19 protein-coding genes and 2 tRNA genes are annotated in these 20,993 nt (G+C 68.5%); 10 read left to right on the top strand and 11 right to left on the bottom strand.

All coding sequences use genetic code 11. The annotated features are described in order from the left end of the window. Positions 1 to 212: 212 nt before the first annotated feature. Positions 213 to 2,420, top strand: coding sequence for a multicopper oxidase family protein (locus tag LR269_RS12545; protein ID WP_231431111.1), 2,208 nt, complete (start codon positions 213 to 215; stop codon positions 2,418 to 2,420). An 11-nt stretch (positions 2,421 to 2,431) separates the two neighbouring features. Here LR269_RS12545 and LR269_RS12550 read toward each other — a convergent pair whose 3' ends face one another. Continuing rightward, positions 2,432 to 3,355, bottom strand: coding sequence for a S1C family serine protease (locus LR269_RS12550; RefSeq protein ID WP_231431112.1), 924 nt, complete (start codon positions 3,353 to 3,355; stop codon positions 2,432 to 2,434). Positions 3,356 to 3,707: 352 nt separating this feature from the next. Here LR269_RS12550 and LR269_RS12555 point away from each other — a divergent pair, with 352 nt between their 5' ends. From LR269_RS12555 to dinB, 3 genes are all read left to right on the top strand, one after another. Continuing rightward, positions 3,708 to 4,598, top strand: a complete 891-nt coding sequence (locus LR269_RS12555) for an AraC family transcriptional regulator (protein WP_255679938.1) — start codon at positions 3,708 to 3,710, stop codon at positions 4,596 to 4,598. Further along, positions 4,595 to 5,797, top strand: a complete 1,203-nt coding sequence (locus LR269_RS12565; protein WP_231431113.1) for a low temperature requirement protein A — start codon at positions 4,595 to 4,597, stop codon at positions 5,795 to 5,797. Before LR269_RS12555 ends, LR269_RS12565 begins: the two co-directional genes overlap by 4 nt. A 91-nt stretch (positions 5,798 to 5,888) precedes the next feature. Then, positions 5,889 to 7,085 carry a DNA polymerase IV gene (gene dinB, locus LR269_RS12570; protein ID WP_231431114.1) on the top strand — a complete coding sequence of 399 codons (1,197 nt, stop codon included), beginning with the start codon at positions 5,889 to 5,891 and terminating at the stop codon, positions 7,083 to 7,085. A gap of 137 nt (positions 7,086 to 7,222) precedes the next feature. On the opposite strand, the gene LR269_RS12575 is transcribed toward dinB, so the two are convergent. Then, a complete protein-coding gene (locus tag LR269_RS12575; RefSeq protein WP_231431115.1) occupies positions 7,223 to 8,182 on the bottom strand; it encodes a glutathione synthase in 960 nt (319 codons plus the stop codon). A gap of 35 nt (positions 8,183 to 8,217) precedes the next feature. After that, positions 8,218 to 9,573, bottom strand: coding sequence for a flavohemoglobin expression-modulating QEGLA motif protein (locus LR269_RS12580; protein WP_231431116.1), 1,356 nt, complete (start codon positions 9,571 to 9,573; stop codon positions 8,218 to 8,220). Positions 9,574 to 10,124: 551 nt separating this feature from the next. Between LR269_RS12580 and LR269_RS12585 the strand changes: the two genes are divergently transcribed. The 5 genes from LR269_RS12585 to vanX all read left to right on the top strand — a co-directional run bounded on the left by LR269_RS12585 (position 10,125) and on the right by vanX (position 13,910). Continuing rightward, complete coding sequence (locus LR269_RS12585) at positions 10,125 to 10,391, top strand: SHOCT domain-containing protein (protein ID WP_231431117.1); 267 nt, start codon at positions 10,125 to 10,127, stop codon at positions 10,389 to 10,391. A 60-nt stretch (positions 10,392 to 10,451) separates the two neighbouring features. Continuing rightward, on the top strand, positions 10,452 to 10,784 hold the full coding sequence (locus tag LR269_RS12590; RefSeq protein ID WP_231431118.1) for a pyridoxamine 5'-phosphate oxidase family protein: 333 nt from the start codon (positions 10,452 to 10,454) through the stop codon (positions 10,782 to 10,784). A gap of 438 nt (positions 10,785 to 11,222) precedes the next feature. Then, positions 11,223 to 12,191 carry an NAD(P)-dependent oxidoreductase gene (locus LR269_RS12595; RefSeq protein WP_374201164.1) on the top strand — a complete coding sequence of 323 codons (969 nt, stop codon included), beginning with the start codon at positions 11,223 to 11,225 and terminating at the stop codon, positions 12,189 to 12,191. Next, positions 12,184 to 13,254 (top strand): D-alanine--(R)-lactate ligase, encoded by a 1,071-nt coding sequence (vanA, locus tag LR269_RS12600; RefSeq protein WP_231431120.1) that lies wholly within the window; start codon positions 12,184 to 12,186, stop codon positions 13,252 to 13,254. Before LR269_RS12595 ends, vanA begins: the two co-directional genes overlap by 8 nt. Beyond that, positions 13,251 to 13,910, top strand: a complete 660-nt coding sequence (vanX, locus tag LR269_RS12605) for a D-Ala-D-Ala dipeptidase VanX (RefSeq protein WP_231431121.1) — start codon at positions 13,251 to 13,253, stop codon at positions 13,908 to 13,910. Before vanA ends, vanX begins: the two co-directional genes overlap by 4 nt. 119 nt (positions 13,911 to 14,029) lie before the next feature. Here the strand turns inward: vanX and LR269_RS12610 are convergent, their stop codons facing one another. From LR269_RS12610 to LR269_RS12630, 5 genes are all read right to left on the bottom strand, one after another. Beyond that, positions 14,030 to 15,856 (bottom strand): alpha/beta fold hydrolase, encoded by a 1,827-nt coding sequence (locus LR269_RS12610; protein WP_231431122.1) that lies wholly within the window; start codon positions 15,854 to 15,856, stop codon positions 14,030 to 14,032. Further along, positions 15,853 to 16,407 carry a TetR/AcrR family transcriptional regulator gene (locus LR269_RS12615; RefSeq protein WP_231431123.1) on the bottom strand — a complete coding sequence of 185 codons (555 nt, stop codon included), beginning with the start codon at positions 16,405 to 16,407 and terminating at the stop codon, positions 15,853 to 15,855. Before LR269_RS12615 ends, LR269_RS12610 begins: the two co-directional genes overlap by 4 nt. 265 nt (positions 16,408 to 16,672) lie before the next feature. Next, positions 16,673 to 16,746 (bottom strand) — tRNA-Ile (locus LR269_RS12620). Positions 16,747 to 16,756: 10 nt separating this feature from the next. After that, positions 16,757 to 18,004, bottom strand: a complete 1,248-nt coding sequence (locus tag LR269_RS12625; RefSeq protein WP_231431124.1) for a glycosyltransferase — start codon at positions 18,002 to 18,004, stop codon at positions 16,757 to 16,759. A 156-nt stretch (positions 18,005 to 18,160) separates the two neighbouring features. Further along, positions 18,161 to 19,078, bottom strand: coding sequence for a DMT family transporter (locus tag LR269_RS12630; RefSeq protein WP_231431125.1), 918 nt, complete (start codon positions 19,076 to 19,078; stop codon positions 18,161 to 18,163). A 40-nt stretch (positions 19,079 to 19,118) separates the two neighbouring features. Here LR269_RS12630 and def point away from each other — a divergent pair, with 40 nt between their 5' ends. Next, complete coding sequence (def, locus tag LR269_RS12635; protein WP_231431126.1) at positions 19,119 to 19,685, top strand: peptide deformylase; 567 nt, start codon at positions 19,119 to 19,121, stop codon at positions 19,683 to 19,685. 65 nt (positions 19,686 to 19,750) lie between these two features. Here the strand turns inward: def and LR269_RS12640 are convergent, their stop codons facing one another. The 3 genes from LR269_RS12640 to LR269_RS12650 form a co-directional block, all read right to left on the bottom strand. Then, positions 19,751 to 20,056: an AzlD domain-containing protein gene (locus LR269_RS12640; RefSeq protein WP_231431127.1), complete on the bottom strand. Its 306-nt coding sequence runs from the start codon at positions 20,054 to 20,056 to the stop codon at positions 19,751 to 19,753. Beyond that, positions 20,053 to 20,796 carry an AzlC family ABC transporter permease gene (locus LR269_RS12645; RefSeq protein WP_374201120.1) on the bottom strand — a complete coding sequence of 248 codons (744 nt, stop codon included), beginning with the start codon at positions 20,794 to 20,796 and terminating at the stop codon, positions 20,053 to 20,055. The genes LR269_RS12640 and LR269_RS12645 overlap by 4 nt, the downstream gene beginning before the upstream one ends. 54 nt (positions 20,797 to 20,850) lie before the next feature. Next, positions 20,851 to 20,923 (bottom strand) — tRNA-Asn (locus tag LR269_RS12650). Positions 20,924 to 20,993 lie beyond the last annotated feature (70 nt).

Raw genomic sequence — 20,993 nt, forward strand, 5'->3', positions numbered from 1 at the left:
GCCGAGGACGGATGGGTGGAAGCGTCGCATCGCTCGAATCCATCGACGGGTGGATGCTGCGGACTCGGCGTCGGCCACCGCGAATCCCTCCGTCGCGTGCTTGCAGCGAGACGGTGCTTGCGCCAAACTGAGCATGTCTCGCATACGAGACGGCCAGTGGGGGGCGGGCATTCGGAGCGCAGGGCGTCACGAACAGGCGCGAGGTGGGATCGATGGATGACCGTCGCACGAGCACAAGCACGAGCACAAGCACAAGCACGAGCACGAGCACGAGCCTGCGGCTGAGCCGCCGCGCGTTCATCACGGCCGCCGGCGCCGTCGGAGCGGGCTTCATGCTGTACGCCGTGATGCCGGGTGGCATCCGAGTCGCGGTGGCACACGTCCCCGGCGGCGCCCTCGCACCCGCCGACGTGCCGAAGTTCCGAACACCGTTGCTCATCCCGCCGGTCATGCCTCGGGCCGGCACCGTCGCCATGCGTGGCGGCAAGAACGCGGACTCCTACGAGATCTCGGTGCGGCAGTTCACTCAGCAGGTCCTCCCCGCCGGCATGCCGGCCACCACCGTATGGGGGTACGGCGCTGTCGCCTCGACGAGCAAGAAGGGACTGCTGGTGCACCACGCTCCCTCGCTCACGATCGAGGCGAAGTGGAATCGGCCGGTTCGGGTGAAGTGGATCAACGAGCTCGTCGATGACGACAGGCGGTTCCTGCCGCACCTGCTGCCGGTCGATCCCACGTTGCACTGGGCGAACCCGCCGGGCGGTGCGACCGGACGGGACTCGCGGCCGAGGTTCGAGACGACGCCGAACGCCTACGACGGACCGGTGCCGATCGTCACGCACCTGCACGGCGCAGTCGGCGTCGGTGACGAGAGCGACGGATACCCCGAGGCGTGGTATCTGCCCGCCGCAGACGACATCCCCGCAGGCTTCGCGACGGACGGCACGTGGTACGAGTTCTTCGCCGGCAAGGCGGGCAGCGAACACGCGGTGGCCTGGGGCACCGGCTATGCCGTCGTCGACTACCCGAACGACCAGCGCGAATCGACCCTCTGGTTTCACGACCACACACTCGGAATGACCCGGCTCAACGTCTATGCAGGTCCGGCGGGGTTCTTCCTCGTACGCGGCGGGCCCGAGGGCGCAGACGCGATCCTCGACGGCCGCTTCGGGACCACCGCCGTGCTACCTGGGCCGGCACCGAAGGACGGCGACAAATTCCCGGCGAACAAGACGTACCACGAGATCCCGATCGCCGTGCAGGACCGTTCGTTCAACGAGGACGGATCCTTGTTCTACCCGGACACGCGGGCCCTCTTCGACGGCATCGTCGGCGACTACCTGCCCGCGGGCGAGTTCTCCCCGATCTGGAACCCGGAGTTCTTCGGGAACATGATCATCGCCAACGGCAACACGTGGCCGTTCCAGGTCGTCGAGCAATGTCGCTACCGGTTGCGGTTCCTCAACGGATGCCAATCGCGGTTCCTGATCCTGGACTTCTCGGCGATCCCCGGTCTCGAGGTGTGGCAGATCGGCAATGAGGGTGGATACCTCGATGGGCCGGTGAACCTATCGGCCGATCACGCGGGCCGGCTGCTCATGGGGCCTTCCGAGCGCGCGGACCTCATCGTCGACTTCACCGGCGTTCCGCTCGGGTCGTACGTCCTCGGCAACGTCGGTCCGGACGAGCCGTTCGGAGGCGGAACCCCTGGCGTGGACTTCGATCCCTCCGACGCCGCCTCGACGGGGCAGGTCATGCAGTTCCGGGTCGTCCCGGCGGTCGCGCCCGATCCGACGACCCCGCCCCGATACCTGGTACTCCCAGCGCGAACGCCTCTGCCGGCCGAGACGTCTACCCGGTCGCTCGCGCTCATCGAGAAGTCCGCGATCGGATTCGATGCTGGCGGTCGTCCGGTCGACGGCCCGACGGAGGCGGTCCTCGGCGTCGTCGACGCCGGCGTGCCGGTCCCGCTCGATTGGGACGACGACGTCACCGAGAATCCGCAGGTCGGCGCCACCGAGGTGTGGGAGTTCGTGAACACGACCGGCGATGCGCATCCGATGCACGTGCACGAGGTCGCCTTCGAAGTGGTCGGCCGCGAGAGGCTCGTCCTGGACGAGGAGGGTGAGGTCGCCGTGCCCGTGACGCCGGCCGGCTCGATGCGTCCCCCGGAGCCGTGGGAGACCGGCGTGAAGGACTCGGTGATCTCCTATCCCGGCGAGGTCACCCGCGTGCGGCTCCGGTTCGCACGTCCTGGACAGTTCGTCTGGCACTGCCACATCGTCGAACACGAGGACAACGAGATGATGCGCCCGTATCGCGTCGGCCCCGAACAGCACGGGCAGCCGGGCGTGCAGGTCATGCAGGGCGGCGGAGTCCGACATCGCGCGGCGCCCGACGGTTCACGTCCGGTCGCCTGACGAGCCGTCCCTCAACTCACCCGCAGTTCCTCCGGCGAGACGACCAGGTCGACGAGCGCGCCGTTCCGCAGCACGGTCATCTCCATGCGCCGGCCGATCGCCGCTTCGACCATGAGCCGCTGCACGCCGGTCGGATCGAAGACGGGCGTGCGGTCGATCGAGATCACGATGTCGCCAGCCTTCGCGCCGGCGAGGGCGGCCGGACTGCCCGCGATGGTCGACATGACCTGCATGCCGGTCGGCGATCCGATGCGCTCGCTCGCGTCGGGGCTCAACCTGACCCTCGTGCCGGCGATCCCGAGCCACGCGCGGCGCACGCGACCGGTCGTCGTGAGGGTCTCGATGATCGCGAGCGTGCTGGCGTTCATCGGCACCGCGAGTCCGAGGCCGATACCCGCGACCGCCGTGTTGACGCCGACGAGCCGACCTGAACTGTCGGCGAGCGCACCCCCGCTGCTCCCGGGATTCAGGGCGGCATCCGTCTGGATGACCTCGTCGATCACCCGCCCGGAGCGAGTCGGAAGCGAGCGCCCGAGGGCTGAGACGATGCCCGCCGTGACGCTGCCCGCAAGCCCCCTCGGATTACCCAGCGCAACCACCAGCTGCCCGACCCGCAGTTGCGACGCGTCGCCGAGCGGCACCGGAGCCGGCGTCGGCCCGAGCGCGCGCAGCACGGCCAGATCGGAGAGCACGTCGGCACCCACGACGCCCGCGTCAGAGGTTCGCCCGTCGGCGAACGCGAGTTCGACGGTGGATGCCTCGGCCACGACATGCGCACTGGTGAGCAGGTGCCCGTCGGCGCTGATCACCGTAGCGCTGCCGGCTCCCGAACCCGCCGACGTGCGCACGCTCACCGCGGCGACCGCGGGCAGCACCTGCTCGGCCACGCGCACGACCGCGGCGGAATAGGCGTCGAGCGCCTCGCTGTCGTCCATGCGGCAAGTCTCGCCCCGCGTCGGCGCCGTTCCGCCGCTGTTCGCCGACGGCGGAGCGGACGCCGAACTCGACACGCGATCGAACGACCCGAAAGCGCTCGGCCCGACCTCGTTCCTCGCGAGCCGTTCGCTCGGTCAGACGTCGATCCACTCGGTTCCATCACCGGGGCGGATCCGCGCCAGCGGCCGTCGCCCCGCACGCGACGAACTCCGCGCCCGGCTCTCCGCTCCGCGAAACGAACGTCGGCAGAACACCGACGAAGCTGATCCATTCGCTCGAGTCCTTGCCCGATCCTGCTCGAATCAGCAGAATCGGGTGCGCACCGGGCCGGCATCCTGCTTCAATTCCGGCATGCGACTCGACGACGTACGCGACCTCATCTCCAAACACGCCGGCGAGGCGACACCGATCGTCGACGGGGCGGTCATCTCCAAGATCGAGCACAGCGGACCGCCGGAACTCAGCACGACCGGCACCGTGCTCGTGCTGCTCGCGCAAGGCGCCAAGCGACTCGCCGTCGGCGACCAGGTGCACGACTACGCGGCCGGCCAGTGCCTCGTGGCATCGGTGGACCTGCCCGTGAGCGGGCACTTCGTCGACACGACGCCCGAGTCTCCAGCGCTTGGTTTCGCGCTGACGCTCCGCCCTGCGTTGATCGCCGAGTTGCTGCTCCAGGCAAACACGATGCCGCGCCCTCCCGTCGAACGCGATCGCGGCAGCACCGGGATCTCCGTCGGAGACGCTTCACCGGACCTGATCGACGCGGTCGGGCGGATGGTCCGCCTCGTCGAACGACCGGCGGACCGATCCGTGCTCGCACCGCTCATCGAACGGGAGTTGCACTGGCTCGTCCTGAGCAGCCCACACGGCGTCTCGGCCCGCGACCTGGGCCTCGCGGACAGCGGTGTGAGTCGCGTCGGCCACGCGGTGCGATGGATCCGCGAGCACTACACGGAACCGTTCCGGGTCGTGGAGCTCGCCGATCTCGCCCGAATGAGCCAGTCGGCCTTCCATCGCGCGTTCCGCGCCGTCACCGCCCTCAGCCCGATCGAATATCAGAAGCAGGTGCGATTGCAGGAGGCGCGGATCCGGCTGGTCGCCACGCCCGGCGACGTCGCCGGCGCGGCTCGCGCGGTCGGCTACACGAGTCCGTCGCAGTTCAGCCGCGACTACCGTCGCCGCTTCGGTGCCGCTCCGTCGCAGGATGCCGCGCGACTGAACGAAGCGGGAGGCGCACGATGATCCGGGGCACCTCGACCTTGACCGCCGTGCGAAGCATGGAGGGCGACCGGGTCACGACCCTCGAGCTCTTCTTCGACCTCGCCTTCGTCTTCGCGTTCACCCAGCTCAGTCGCCTCATGGCGCAGGAGCACGACCTCATCGGGGTCGTGCAGGCGATGACGATCCTTGCGCTGCTGTGGTGGTCGTGGAACTCATACGGGTGGCTCGCCAACCTCGCTCATGCCGACCAGGGCTGGGTGCGCGCCGTGATGCTCGTCGCAATGGGCTCGATGGTGATCGTGGGCGTCACGGTTCTGGAGGCCTACCACGATCTGCGCGGCGGTCTGTTCGCGCCGCTCGTCTTCGTCGGCGCATACCTCCTCGCGCGCATCACGCACATCTTCGCGTTCGCGGTGGTCTCGGCGCGGCCGCTGCGACGCCGGGCGTTCCTCACCTCGCTGCTCGCCGTTGTACCGTCAGGCGTCCTGCTCATCGCCGGCGCGATGATCGGCGGCGGGTGGCAGCTCGGCCTGTGGCTCGCCGCCGTCGTGATCGAACCCGTCGTCACCCACCGCATGAGCAGCGGCGTGGACTGGCGGGTCGGTTCGACGGTGCACTTCACCGAACGACACGGGCTGATCGTGATCCTGGCGATCGGCGAGTCGATCATCGCGATCGGAGCCGGCGTCGCCCAGGAGCCGATCGACCTTCCCATCCTGCTCGGCATCGTGTGCGCGCTCGTCGTGGCGGCCGGATTCTGGTGGGCGTACTTCTCCCGACTCGCCCACGATGCCGAGGGAGCACTCGCCCGTCGCGACGAGGGCGACCGGGCCAGGACTGCACGGGATGCCTACACCTATTTGCACCTGCTCATCGTCGCCGGCATCGTCTTCGCGGCACTCGGTATCGAGGAAGCACTCGCGCACGTCGGCTCGGCAGCACCGCTCGGGTGGTTCAACGCGGCAGCACTGGGCGGCGGCACCGCCGGCTATCTGGCGGCGACGGTGTGGTTCCGGTGGCGGACGACGGGCGAGACGAACGCGGTGCGCCTCACAGGCGCGGTCGCGTCGGTGCTGATCGTGCCACTGCTCGGTGCCCTGCCGGCGCTCGGAGCGCTGGCGGTCGTCTCGCTGGTCGTCGTTGGCGCGCTCGGCTTGGAATCGATGTCTCGCGGATCCAGGCGGCGCTGCGGCTCGGGCGATCGATCGACATCGGCCTGAACGGGAGCGTGCACACCGGGGCCTCGCCGATGGCTCCGATGTCGTCGGTGCGTGCGACGATCGGCGGAACGACGAGCGGTGAGAGGGCGGCATGCGGGGCGAGGCGACCGTGTTGCACGCGGATCTCGATGCCTTCTACGCCTCCGTCGAGCAGCGCGACGCTCCGGGGTTGCGCGGCCTGCCCGTCATCGTCGGCGGCGGTGTCGTGCTCGCAGCGAGTTATGAGGCGAAGGCTCGTGGGGTGCGCACCGCGATGGGTGGTCGGCAGGCGCGCGAGCTGTGCCCTGACGCCGTCGTCGTCCCGCCGCGGATGGACGCGTACTCGGCGGCGAGCCGAGCAGTGTTCGCGATCTTCCGCGACACCACCCCGTTCGTGGAGGGGCTTTCGATCGACGAGGCGTTCCTCGAGGTCGGGGGCCTCCGGCGCATCGCCGGCACGCCTGAGCAGATCGCGGTGCGATTGCGTGCGCGAGTTCGTGCGGAGGTCGGGTTGGCGATCTCGGTCGGGATCGCGCGGACCAAGTTCCTCGCCAAGGTTGCGAGTGCGGTCAGCAAGCCCGACGGCCTGCTCGTGGTCGAGCCCGCGCAGGAGCAAGCGTTCCTGCTCCCGCTGCCCGTCGAACGGTTGTGGGGCGTCGGTGCCGTGACCGCCGAGAAGCTGCACCGGCTCGGCATCACGACCGTCGGGCAGCTGGCCGAGCTCGAAGCCGCGACCGCGGAGCGGCTCCTGGGCAAGGCGACCGGCGCGCATCTGCACGCGCTCGCCCGCCTCCGGGACCCGCGCCCGGTCGACACCACGCGCCGCCGTGGCTCGATCGGCTCGCAGCGCGCGCTCGGCAGTCGCCCGCGGACGGCCGACGAACTGGATCTCATCCTCACCCAGATCGTCGACCGGCTCGCCCGCCGCCTCCGCGACGGCGACCGGGTGTGCCGCACTGTCGTACTGCGCCTCCGCTTCGGAGACTTCGCGAAGGCCACCCGATCGCGGACCATCCGATCCACGACCGACCGCACCGCGGTGCTCCTCGCCGTCGCGAAAGAGCTGCTGGCGGGCGCGCTCCCCGAGATCGCCGAGCGCGGCGTCACCCTGATCGGCGTCTCGCTGACGCAGCTGGCGCGCGGCGACAGCCGTCAACCCGAACTGCCGATCGACTGGGACGACGGCGGGCGCCTCGACACGGTGCTCGACGCCGTTCGCGATCGCTTCGGTGCTGAATCAGTCGCTCGAGCGGCGCAGCTCGGTCGCGATCCGGGATGGTCTCCGCCGCTGCTGCCCGAACACGAGTGACCGCTCCCGAACGCCCGCAGGTCGAGTCGCCGGACGCGATCCTGGAAGCCGCTCGCGAGTACCTCGGGGAGATGCTGCAGACCTTCGAACTCGCCCCAACTGCGGCGCCCCTGCGGCCGAACGCTCGGCGGTACGGCTCAGGACCCCAGGCTCACCTGGCGCTCCAGGGCTTCGATGACGGTTTCGGCGATATCGATGTCGTAGAGCCGCTCGATGCTCTGGAACCCGCCGGGACTCTCCGCGTTGATCTCCACCACCTGGCTGCCGATCACGTCGATGCCCACGAGGAACAGCCCATCGGCGACGAGCTTGTCGCCCATCGCCTCGGCGATGCCGAGCTCGGCCTCGCCCACCTCGAGGGGCACCGACCGACCACCGGTGCTGATGTTGGCGCGCGGGTCGTTGCCCGTGGGCACTCGTCGGAAGGCGGCCGGCATGCCGTCGCGCTCGAGGATGCGGCCCTCCAGAAGGAAGATTCTGGCATCGCCGTCCTTGGCGCCGTCGATGAACTCCTGGATGATGGCGTAGCCGTCCTGCAGGACGGCCTCCGTCATCTGCGCGAGGTTGGTCTCCCCCGGGCCCTCGATCATGAACACGTTGCGGCCCTTGGCCCCGTACAACGGTTTGACGACGCAGTGGCCGACTTCATCGACGAACCGCTCGATCGCCTTCGGATCTCGTGTCACCAGCGACCGTGGCCGGACGCTCTCGGGAAATTCCTCCAGGTAGAGCTTGCTGGTCGCTCGATGGAGGGTGTTCGGGTCGTTGACGACCGTCACACCTCGGGCCGCGAGCATCTGTCCGAAGACCACGCCCATCGGGCTGGCCCACGCGCGCTCCTGCAGGTCGTCGATCGACTCGTTGCGGAGGACGAGCGCATCCAGCTCGTCCATGACGATCCGCTCGGCGTCGCGCGACTTGATCCCCTCCATGAAGCTCGCGAGGGTGTCGTCGCTCTTCCACCTCGCGGCACGGGCCCTGGCCGCGAACAGTCCGTCGCTGCTGCCGAGCTCGAGGTCCCCGACGCCGACGTACCAGGTCTCGTGCCCGCCCCTGGCCGCGGCCCTGGCGAGTCGGGTGGTCGTGTACTCGTCCACCTCGGTGTCGACGTCGTTGACGACGAATGCGAGCCTCATGCCGCCACGTCTCCTTCGTAGAGGTCGGTGACCGTCGCACCCGCGCGCAACCGCTCCAGACGCTCGTGTGCACCGGGCACGTCCAGCCAGCGTGGCCGAACCCACGGTTCGTGGAGCACCTCTCGGTCGAGGAGGTCCTGCACCAGGGGGATGTGGTCCAACGCGAGCTTGCCGATGAGCAGGACGTCCAGGCTGCGGCCTTCGGCGATGGCGTCGAGGATGCGCGTGATCCCGCGCAAATAGATCGCGTCCTTCACCGAGCCGCCCCCGACGACGACCCGGATGGCGATGGACCATGCGGTCCTGGTCGGTATGCGGTGGTCGGCCCGCAGCGACTCGAAGATGTCCAGGAAGTCGGCGCCGTCGAGCATCTTGCCGACCGCGACCACCCGAGCCGCGAGCACGCGCAGCCGCCGCGGGTCCAACCCGCCGGTCAGGTACTCGGCGAGCACGGCGAGGCCCTCCTGGGTCTCGTCGTAGCCCGGGAGGCCGATGGTCAACAGCGTCAGTGGCTGCCGGGCACCGTTCTGGTACGTGACCACGTGCGTGCCGACCTCGTGGTGCAGCAACGGCTCGACCCGGTCGGCCCGGAAGGCGGCCGTCTCCGGGATGAGCAGGCGGCCGAACGACACCATCAGTTCGGAGATGTCGTCCCGCACCTCGACGCGGACCGGGAAGTCCGGGTACACGGCGCGGTAGCGCTCGAATTCCGCACGGGCGGCGTCGGCGAACGCCCCGGCTGTGACGGTCTGGGTGCTGGGCGCCTGCGGGGGGATGGTCTCGAGCAGCTCCGCCGCGGCCGCGGCCAGCGGAGGAGCCACCGTTCCGTAGAGCTGGAGCGACCCGTAGAGGAACCGTGAGGTGTCGCGGTCCTCCAACGCGGTGATCTGCCGGGCGATCTCGTCCCGCTTCGCCCGGAAGAGCGTGTGCAGTGCCGGGTCGTCGACGTTCTCGATCTCCAGATCGTACAGGTCGCGCTGGGCCAGGTCCGGGTCGAAGTCCAACGGCCGCAGTCGCAGCGTGGGGGCCGTGCCGAAGTCGCTGCGTTCGAAGTCCGCCCATGCCTCCGCCGCGTTGAGCGGCGTGATGTTGACGAGCAGGTTCACCTGGCGCTCGATCTCGGTGAGCCGGGCGTCGATGTCGAACGCGGGCGCCAGTTGCTCGGTCGCCGATGACGTCTCACGAGCATGGTCGTCAGCAGGCGGGTCTGAATCATCAGGGCGAGGGGCCGAAGCCGCTGCGATATCGCTGCGGGCGGCACCAGCCTGCTCGACCGGCTCGACCGGCGCTGGCAGATTCTCCGGGTTCACGATGTCGGCGCTGTCGTCGGGCCGATCCGAGCGCTCATTCATCGTCGTCCCCCGGGCTCTCGGCCCCAGCTGACCCAGTATCGATCCCGATGGTCTCGTCTTCGATCCGGGTCTCGGTAGGAGGAGCGACGTCACCTCTCGACGTGCGGCGGTCGTCGATCCTCCCCATCGGGTCGTCAGCCGTTCGCGACGGGGTCATCTCGGCGTCTGACATGGCGACTCCCTTCGCTCGATGATCTGACCGTAGGCGTGCCGCCGTCGCGGCGTCGAGGCCTTGCCTACTGGCCCGAGGTGCATTATGCGGCGGGGTGGCGGGTCGTTCGGGGACCTGCTTTCGAAGGTTGCGAACGCCCGCTCTCCGGGTCGGGCAGGGTTTCGACAACACGAGATCGGATCTGCGCCGATGATGAATCCTGCGCCTCGCCACCCGGCTGGTCGCAGGTGTGCGCGCTCGATCGGCTGACGCACCACTCGACGACGCCTCGCCCTACGAGACGCTCCGCGAGATCCTTCCAGGGGTCGAAGTACCCTATCGCGACCACCTCGCGGCGGTTTACTGAAGGAGCCATCGTGATCTGAAGGAGGTTCGCCTGATGATGTGGGGCTACGGGTACGGGGCATGGTGGATGTGGATCCCGGCAGTTCTGATACCGCTGCTGATTGTGGCGGGCATCGTCGTGGCCATCGTCTTCTCCGTGCGAGAAACGAGAACAAGCAGCCATCCTTCCGCCGGATGGGGTCAAGCCGAGTTCGATTCGGCGCGCCGGATACTGGAGGATCGGCTTGCCAAGGGCGAAATCACACCGGATCAGTTCCGGGAACTGCTCGAGACCCTTGACGTCAGTCGCCGCAGGAGTTGACCGCTGCCATCCACTCGACGCACTACCGGCCGCGCGACTGCTTCCAACCTGGCAACGACCATGACGAGCCAACACGACCTCAGCGACACCCGGGTGACGCCGCACATCGTGCTCGAGCAGATCCGTCGGCAACACTTCGCCGTGCTCTCCACGGTCGGACGGGACGGAGCCCCTCACTCTGCTGGCGTGAGTCACGGAACAACACGCCCCGGCGAACCCTTCGCCCTGTACGCCATGACCAGACGCCACCTGCTCAAAGCGCGCGACATCGCCTCGGACCCCCGGGTATCGATGGTGATCCCGATTCAACGATCCACGCTCACGTTTCTTCCACCCGCGACCATCCAGTTGCACGGGCGCAAGAAAGCGGCGATACCCGCGTCTGCTTCGTGAAGGTCACCCCCAACCCGAAGGTGCACACGCACATGGTGGGCTACCAGATCTGGGAACTGCAGCGAAACATGGAGGCCGGCGCCGGCAATGTGACCCTGGCGCCGGAGCAGTGATCGAGCCACGGCGTCGACACGCCTGACCTGCCAGAGGTCGACCAACCGGCCCCGGGTAGCGCGACCACCGCATCATGAACCCTGTCCGACCGCGTGCGTGCTCCGCGTACGGCTCCGGCGCTGCATATCGCGGGCATATCGAAATCGGGATACGCCCTGACAACAGCCGCCTGCCTTGACTGGTGGAATGGCCTACCACGAGCGCACTCGAACAGCACCACCCGGCATCTCATCCCGGGCGCCCTCGTACTCGTCGGCCGACGACGGTGCCGGTCGCGTCATCCGCGGCGCCGCCCGCAGTGATGCGCTCGACGGTGCCGATCGCGTGGTCGCGCGAACGGGCATCTCGATCTACGGTTGCTCCTCCGACGAGGCGGCAGCCTTCCGTGAGGCGGCGCCTCGCTTCGGCGTCATTCCGACGATCATCGACGCCGCGATCGCCGAACACAATGTCGGGTTGGCATTCGGCAACCGTTGCATCAGCGTCAGCCACAAGACTCCGGTCACGAACGCCACGCTTCGCCTGCTGAGCGATGCCGGCGTCGAGTACATCTCGACACGCAGCGCTGGACGGAACCACATCGATCTGGACGTCGCGCGGAGCCTCGGCATCACGGTCGAAGGCGTCGACTACGCTCCCGACGGCGTGGCCGACTACACCCTGATGCTGATGCTGATGGCGCTGCGGAACGCTCGCTCGATCGTCATCCGCGCCGAGGCGAATGACTTCAGGCTCAACGTCGTACGCGGCAAGGAACTCGGCGACCTGACCATCGGAGTGATCGGAACCGGTCGCATCGGCGCCGCCGTCATGCAGCGGTTGCACGGCTTCGGATGCCGCGTGCTCGCGTACGACCGCAACCCCAAGACGCCCGCCGACCATGTGCCGCTCGACGAGCTGCTCGAACGGAGCGACCTCATCACCCTGCACACGCCGCTCACATCGGAGACGCGACATCTGCTGGATCGCCGGCGGATCGCCCAGCTGAAACCCGGTGCGGTCATCGTCAACACCGGTCGAGGTGCGCTCATCGACACCGCAGCGCTGCTCGACGCGCTCGAGTGCGGTGCCGTCGGCGGCGCAGCGCTCGACGTGGTCGAGGAGGAGGACGGGATCTTCTACGCCGATCGTCGGCGTCGGCCGATCGAAAGCCAGCTGTTCGTGCGTCTCCAGCGGCATCCGAATGTGCTGATCACGCCGCACACGGCGTACTTCACCGAGCGCGCCCTCGCCGACACGGTCGAACACACCATTCTCAACTGCATCGCATTCGGAGGAACACAGCATGGATAAGTTGAACATCGCGATCCTCTTCGGGGGCGCCTCGGAAGAGCACCCCGTCTCGGTCAAGTCGGCGCAGGAGGTCGCCCGCCACCTCGATCTCGAGCAGTACGAGCCGTTCTTCGTCGGCATCACCACGAGTGGCGAGTGGAAGCTGTGCGAGCGCCCCGCCGCCGACTGGGAGAGCGGCGACTGCCGCACGGCGTCGTTGTCGCCCGACCGCGGCGTGCACGGACTCCTGGTGCAGCAGGACGACCGAATCACCACCATCCACCTCGATGCGGTGCTGCCATTGCTGCACGGCACGCTCGGCGAGGACGGCGCAATCCAGGGCCTGCTCGAACTCTCGGGCATCCCGTACGTGGGCTGCGACATCCCGAGCTCCGCGCTCTGCATGGACAAATCGCTCGCCTACCTCGTCGTACGCAGTGCCGGCATCGCGACGCCGACCTTCCGAACGCTCACGGCCGACGGGCAGATCGACCTCGACGGCCTGAGCTACCCCGTGTTCGTGAAGCCGGCCCGATCGGGGTCGTCGTTCGGCGTCAGCCGGGTCGACGACGATGCTGCACTCGCCGCCGCGGTGCACGACGCCCGGCAGTACGACTCGAAAGTGCTGATCGAGCAGGCGGTCGCCGGCAGCGAGATCGGTTGCGCGGTGCTCGAGCACGACCTCGGCCTGATCGTCGGTGAGGTCGATCAGGTCCGCCTGTCGCACGGATTCTTCCGCATCCACCAGGAGCGCGCGCCCGAGGCGGGCTCCGAGAACTCGGCCGTCGTGGTTCCCGCCGACATTCCCGACGAGACGCGAGTGCTCATGCAGGAGAAGGCGAAGGCCATCTACCGGGCACTGGGATGCCGCGGCCTCGCGCGGGTCGACATGTTCCTGACCGACGACGGCGAGGTCGTGCTCAACGAGGTCAACACCCTGCCCGGGCTCACCTCGTACAGCCGGTACCCGCGCATGATGGCCGCCGCCGGGCTCTCGCTCGGCGCGGTCATCGATCTGCTGGTGTCGTTCGCCGTGCGTCGGGCGGCAGCGGACCCCGGGGCACTGGAGGAAGCGGCAGGATGATCGACGACTTCGTCTTCGTGGACGAGTTCGTTCCCGGCATCCGCTGGGACGCGAAGTACGCCACTTGGGACAACTTCATCGGCAAGCCCGTCGACGGCTACTCCGCCAATCGCATCGTCGGCACGACGGCGCTGTGCACAGGCCTGGCGCTGGCTCGGGAAGCCGCAGCTGCCCGCGGCCTCGGCCTGCTGCTCTGGGACGGCTACCGGCCCCAGCGTGCCGTCGACGACTTTCTGCGCTGGGCGCAGCAACCCGAAGACGGCCGCACGAAACGCAGACACTACCCGAACATCGAGCGAGCCGAGATGTTCGAGCTCGGCTACGTGGCCACCCAGTCCGGCCACAGCCGCGGCAGCACGGTCGACCTGACGCTCTTCCACCTCTCGACCGGCGAACTCGTCGCCATGGGCGGCGACCACGACCTGATGGACTCGCTCTCTCACCATGACGCCGTCGGCATTCGCGCGACCGAGGCCGGAAACCGACGTCAGCTGCGCTCGATCATGGAGAGCAGCGGCTTCAGCTCCTACGCGACCGAGTGGTGGCACTACACGCTTCGTGACGAACCGTTTCCCGACACGTACTTCGACTTTCCCATCAGGCAGGGCGTGAACGATATCGTCTCCACGCTCTCGATCCGAGGCAAGAATCGCTGATCACGTTGCTTGACGGCAGGGGCGGGCGGGACGTGGACCCGCAACGAAGAGTCGGGCCGCGGTCCGTGCGTACCGGTCGGAGAGCTCGGGGTGTCCGTGGAGCTGACGTCGCCACTGCATCAGGCCGGCAGTCGCCTCCTGGCCTGCATTGTCGATGCGGGCGTCGACCTGAGCAGCTCGACGAGAGCATCGCGGTGGGTCAGTTGCGGATGGTGCCCGGCGCCCGCTACCGAGATCAGCTCGACGTTCGTACGCGTTGCGAGCTGTTCGACCGCGGCGGGGGTGAGGGGGTCATCGCTTCCCGTGATGATGCGGACCGGGCCGCTGAACCGACCGAGCGCTTCCACGAGTTCGGCCCGCCACTGCGTCGATCCCGCACGACTGAGTTGCTCGGCTGCCCTTTTGGCGCTGCGTCGTCGGAGGTCGCTGACGCTGGATTCGAGCGCGGCCGCGCTCGCGTCCGATCCGGTCAGCCGGTGCGACAGCCGTGCCGGGTCGGTGTGTCGCAAGTAGGTGCGCACGAGCGGGCGCAGTCTCGCCGACGCGCGCATCGGGGTTTGCAGGAAGAATGGTGCGATCAGCGTGAGGGACTCGACCTGCGCCGGGTACCGGTCGGCCGCGACCACTGCGGCAGCAGCGCCGATGGAATGGCCGACGACGTCAGCAGGCCTCCCACCCAGCACAGCGGGAAGCCACTGTTCCCAGTCTCGGATGCCTGTTCCACCGCTGAGGCCGAGTCCGGGAAGGTCAACGACCCGCGCGCCGACGCCCGACGCCACTTCGGCCCACGTGTCTGCGTTGACGGGCAAGCCGGGAAGGAGTACCCGGCTGGACCCGGGCACGCCCAGCTCGAATGTCCTCACGCCGCCGGCGTCGACGAATCGACGCCCGTCGGTCGTCACGGCGCCGAATCGATGCGCGGCCAGGTAGTCGGCCCACCGTTCGAGGGACACCCGCACATCGGGCATCGGGATCCCGTGTCGGTCGGCGAGCTCGATGGCGGGCTGTGTCGGATAGCGGTCGGCGGACATGAAGGTGAGTGTTTCGGGATCTGCCTTGGTGATCCGCTGCGGGAGCCGTCGGATGACACCGACCGGGATCCGCACCGGCGGGACTCTCGCACCGAGATGCCGGCCGACGTGCGTGAGCAGCTCCGCCAGCGGCGGGGTGTCGTCGTCGAGCACCCAGTAGGCCTTGCCCGCAGCGGACGGATCGATGGCTGCCGCCGCCATGAAGGCCGCCAGATAGTCGACCGTGACGACCGGGAGGAAGGTCGCTTCGCCGCCGGGCAGCGCTGCCGCGCTGCCGTCCCAGATCTGTTCGATCGTGCTGGCCAGTCCGATGTGCTGATCGGACTCTCCGGTCAGGCTGTCGCCGATCACGCTGGACGGATTGACGATGGTCCAGGGAAGTCCACGCTCCAGGGCTCGGGCCTGGAAGATCGCGTCCGATTCCACCTTCGACGCTTCGTAGGCGCCGAGTTCCTTGTAGGCCGCGGCGCCGTGGTCGTCCGACCAGGGGACGGTCGTGGGGTCCTGTCCGCCGACGCGGTAGCCCGAGATGTGGACGACGCGCTGCAGGTGAGGGAGGCCCTCTGCGAAGTCGAGCAACTTCTCGACGATGCCGACGTTCGCGCTGCGTGCTTCGTGGGCGGTCATCCCGAATCGGTAGGTCCCGGCGCAGTTGTGGATCTCGGTGACGAACGGGAGCGTCGATGGGCCTCCCGCGACGATCTCAGGAGCATCGAAGTCGACGATCGTCGTGCTGATGTTCCGTGTCACGCCGTGCTTCCTGAGCCATCGCTCGACACGCGCACCGGATTCTGCAGTCCGAACTGCCGCCGTGACGTTCGCACCCGCCTCGGCAAGGGTCAGGACGAGGTGCCGGCCGACCAGTCCCGAAGCTCCGAAGACCAAGGCGTGACGGGAGTTCTCATGCGGTGTCATCGCGCCCCGCCAACGGCCTGGCAGCGCTGGTCGATGAGCTCTGCCACGACGTCGGCGGCTGAGATCAGGGGCTGTGTGCTCTGCATGGCCCGAGAGACGATGACCGCCCCCTCGATCGTCGAGACGACGACCGTCGCCAGGGACCGGGCGTCCACGGCGTCGATGCCGTTGGCCTCGAGCAGCGCAGACGTCGGGGCGATCCACGATTCGAAGGCCGTGGCGCAGGCATGCCGCAGTCGCTCGCTCTCCGCGCCCATCTCCAGGGTGACGACGGAGACCGGGCATCCCAGTCGGAAGCCGCTGTCGCTGACGATGGCCGTCAGCGTCTCGATCGCGGCGCGAACGGCCTTGCCCGCACCGCCCTCGGACCCTGCCGCCTCCACGATCAGCGTCTCGAACTGCTTCTCGGCGAGTTCGACCGCTGCGACCCCCAAGCCCTCCTTCCCGTCGGGGAAGTGGAAGTAGATCGAGCCCTTGGGGGCTGCAGCATGTTCAGTCACCGCGTTCAGGCCGGTGCCGCTATAGCCGTTGGTCTGGATGAGCTCGAGCATGGATGCTGCGAGCCGTGCCTTCGTCAGGTCTCCTTTGGATGCCATGACGTAAATAATAGACCGGTCTACATATTTTCTGCAATCTCCGAGAGAAGGCCCAGGAGTGCCGGACAGGTCGAGAGTGCTGCCAGACCGGTCGAGACCGGCCGACCACCGCACCAGACGCACCACCATGGCGCGCTCGACCGAACACTCGGCGGACAAGCGCGAATGCCAGTCCCTCCCCTCTGTTCGAGGCAAGAAACCCTGATCATGTCGATTAAGGTAGGGCGGACGGGACTTGAACCCGTGACCGATGGATTATGAGTCCACTGCTCTGACCAGCTGAGCTACCGCCCCGCGCGCCGGATCACTCCGAGGATGCGGCCGGCGCGATGTCGGTGACCGGATCGGTCACCGGCCTCCCACGATACAGACTCTCGAACGTCGAGATGGTGCGCTGGATGTCGTGCGCGGCGATGAGCCGGATCGACCCCTCTTTCAGGGCGCGGAACTCGGCCTCGGGCGCCTCCAGCACTTTCCGCAGCTTCGCCGCGAGGTCTTCGGGGCTCGACGGCTCGAACAGGTAGCCGTTCTCGCCGTCGTGCACGAGGTGCGGCAGGGCCATGGCGTTCGCGGCGACGACGGGCAGCGCCGAAGCCATCGCCTCCATCGTCACGATCGACTGCAGCTCGGCGATCGAGGGCATCGCGAGCACCGTGGCGCGGTGATACGCGTCGCGCAGCTCCTCATCGGTGACCCGACCCGTGAACGTGACGCGGTCGGCGATGCCGAGTTCCACGGCGAGGTGCTGCAGGTTCTTCAGCTGGTCGCCGCCGCCGACGATCTCGACCTTCACGTCGAGCTCTGCAGGCAGCAGCTTGGCCGCGCGCAGCAGCACGTCGATCTGCTTCTCGCCCGTCACGCGGCCGACGAAGAGGATGCGGTTCTCGGTGCGCGGCTCCCAGTTCGGCGAGTACTTGTGCGCGTCGATGCCGCACGAGATCGCGTGCACGCCCTCGAGGCCGGTGTGCTCCTCGAGGAAGCGCGCGGCCTTGCGGGTCGGCGTCGTGACCGCCTCGGCCCGCCCGAACGAACGTCGTGCCGCCCGCCAGGCGAGGCCCGTCGCCCACTCCTGCCATGCCTTCGGCAGCATTGTGAACTCGAGCATGTTCTCGGGCATGAAGTGATTGGTGCCGATGATGCGGATGCCGCGCTTCTCGGCCTCGATCGAGAGCCCCCGGCCGACCACGATGTGCGACTGGAAGTGCACGACGTCGGGCTTCACCTCGTCGATGACCCGGGCGCTGTTCTGCTTGATGCGCCACGGCAGCGCGAACCGCAGCCAGTCGTGCGGGTACCAGCGCCAGCTGAGCAGGCGGTGCGCCGTGAGCTCCTGCCCCTCGTGCACCTCCTTCCAGGTGCCGTGCTTGCGGCTCGCGGCCGGCGCCATGACGTGCACCTCGTGCCCGCGCTCGACGAGCCCCGCAGCCAGGCGCTCGGCGAATCGCGCCGCACCGTTGACGTCGGGAGCGAACGTGTCGGCGCCGATCAGGATCTTGAGGGGGCGGTCGGGCGTGGCGCCAGCGGGCGTACTCGCACCGGGGGTGTCAGACACGGGTCGTGGTTCCTCACAGTTCTTGGGCGGGACGGTCGGTCCCGTCGAGTACCGCGGCGCAGGCGATGAGCGCGGCGGACTGAATCCGACCATAGTCTACGCAGCGCACCCTGACGGATGCCCGGCGGCGGGTCGGAAGTTCGGGTTGCGCGCGCCTCAGAGACGCGTCTGGGGGTGGTTCTTCGCGAGGCGGAACACGCCCCACACGGCGATCGCACCGGCGAGGACGTATACGACCATCGCCCACGGCGGTGCCTGCGAGGCCTCGCCGAGCACCGCGATGCCGATGACGACCGCGACGAGCGGGTCGACGACGGTGAGACCGGCGATGACGAGGTCGGGCGGGCCCGACGCGTAGGCGTTCTGCACGAAGTACGCGCCGAGCGCCGTCGCCGACAGCAGTCCGATGATGCAGAGCACCGTCAGCCAGCCGAACCCGCCCTGCTCGATCGCGCCGAGCACGACCTTCGCGAGCGTGGCGACGAAGCCGTAGAGCACGCCGGCCATGATCACGTAGTAGATCGCCCGGATCCGCTTTCGGAACCAGATGAACGTGACGAGTGCGACCAGGAGCACCACGAGCAGGATCAGCAGGATGATGATCAGCTGCGCGTCGGTCACGGGCTTGTCGACCGCGGTGAACGCGGCGACGCCGACGAACAGGAACACGCCGCCGACGCACATGATGATGGCGATCACCGACTTGTGATTGAGCTTCACGTGATTCACACGCGAGTTCACGATCGACGTGATCACGAGCCCGATCGCGCCGAGCGGCTGCACGACGATGATGGGCGCGAACTTGAGGCTCGCGAGCTGGAAGACGATCGCGAGCCCGAGCATGAGCGTGCCGAGCACCCACGACGGACGGGCGAGCAGCAGGCCGAGCTGCCGCAGGTCGAGCCCCTTGCCGAGCGTGTCGCTCGTGTGCGACTCGACCTTCACGACGCCCCGGTGCTGGAACTGCGCACCCAGCGAGAGGAAGACGGCGCCGATCAGCGCGAGCGGGATGCCGATGAACGTCTGAGGGTCGAGCGGGATCTGCTCCGCGAGGTCGCTCAGGTCGGGGTTCACGCAACGACCCTACCTGCTCACCGCCCGATATCCTTGCCGAATGGCCGTGCTCCCCATTCGAATCTCCGGTGATCCGGTGCTGCACTCCCCCGCGGAACCCGTCGAGACGATCGACGACGAGGTACGCCGCCTGGTGGCCGACATGTTCGAGACGATGGACGCGGCGCCCGGCGTCGGCCTCGCCGCACCGCAGGTCGGCGTCGGCCTCCGCCTCTTCACGTACGGCTGGGTCGACGAGGAGGGCAACCGCTGGCGGGGCGTCGCCATCAATCCCGAACTGCTCATCTCGCCGCCCCCTCCCGGCGACCCCGACCTCGACGAGGAGTCGGAGGGGTGCCTCTCGTTCCCCGGCGAGCGGTTCGGGCTGCGACGTGCCGATCGTGCACTGCTGCGCGCCACCGATCTCGACGGCGACGAGTTCGAGATCGACGCGCACGGATGGCTCGCCCGCATCTTCCAGCACGAGTACGACCATCTCGACGGAACCCTCTACACCGACCGGCTGTCGTACCCCGACCGCAAGATCGTGGCGAAGATCACGAAGAAGCTCGGATGGGGCCGGCCGGGCGTGTCCTGGATGCCCGGGGTCGACGATCTCGAGGGCTGAACGACGCGAGGGATGCCTCGTGCGGCATGCTGGTCGCGCACGCGGGCGTCGCCCGAGGCATCCGGTCAGGTGAACGCGCGGATGCCCGCCGCGACGGCCGCGGCGACGAACACGACGATCACGAACGGCACCCTGAGCGCGTAGAGCGCGGCCGCGACGATGAGCGCGGGCACGCGCGCGTCGACGACGATCTGCTGGCCCGCGCCGAGCGTCTGCACCGCGATGAGCGCGGCGAGGAGCGCCACCGTGAGTAGGTCGGCGATGCGCGCCGGACGCTCGCGCTCGAGGAAGCCTGCGGGCACGAGGTGCCCCGACAGCTTCAGGGCCAGGGTCGCTGCCGAGGCGATGAGGATGATGTGCCACGTGGTCATGCCGCCCGCTTCCTCGAGAAGAGGTCGAACCAGCCGACGACGACGGCGACGAGGGCCGCGACGAGCACCGGGAGCCCCGGCATGAGCACGGGGGTCGCGATCGTCGCGACCACCGCGGCGCCGACGGCGACGGCGCCGGCCTGCACCCGCTTCAGGCGCGGCCAGAGCAGGCCGAGGAACGCGGCTGCGGCCGCCGCATCGAGGCCGTAGGCGCTCGTGTCGCCGAGCGCGTCGCCGATGAGCGCGCCGAGGAAGGTCGTCAGGTTCCATCCGATGAAGATGACGATCCCCGTGACCCAGAATCCGACGCGCGCGGCGCGATCGTCGGTCTGCGCCAGCGCGACCGCCGTCGACTCGTCGATCGTGATCCACGCCGCGGCGATCGTGCGCCAGAGGCTCGAACGGTGCCCGTCGTGCGGTGCGTCGACGACCGGCTTCATGCGCATGCCGTAGACGACGTTGCGGATGCCGAGCATCGCCGCCGTCGCGATCGCCGACCCTCCGGCCGCGACGCCGCCGGAGGCGAGCACGCCCACGAGCGCGAACTGCGAGCCGCCCGTGAACATGACCAGGCTGAGGAAGCACGTCTGCCAGACGTCGAGCCCCGCGGCGACCGCGAGGGCTCCGAACGAGATGCCGTACGCCGCCGTCGCGATGCCGACGGCGAAGCCGTCTCGGATTGCCCCGCGTCGAGCGGCGTCGACGGCCGCGGCAGCCGAAGCCTCCGCCCGCTCGTCCACGCCGCCTCCCGAAGAGAAGAAAGGCCGCCCGGACACCGGGCGGCCTTTCGCTTGCTCCCCCACTTGGACTCGAACCAAGAACCTATCGGTTAACAGCCGATTGCTCTGCCAATTGAGCTATGGAGGATCGCTTGTTCAGCACCGTTACTCTAGCAAACGGTCGGCCAGTCTCCCAATTCGAGGATGCCTCGGACCGG

This window comes from Agromyces sp. S2-1-8 (assembly GCF_021129215.1).
Classification (GTDB): domain Bacteria; phylum Actinomycetota; class Actinomycetes; order Actinomycetales; family Microbacteriaceae; genus Agromyces; species Agromyces chromiiresistens.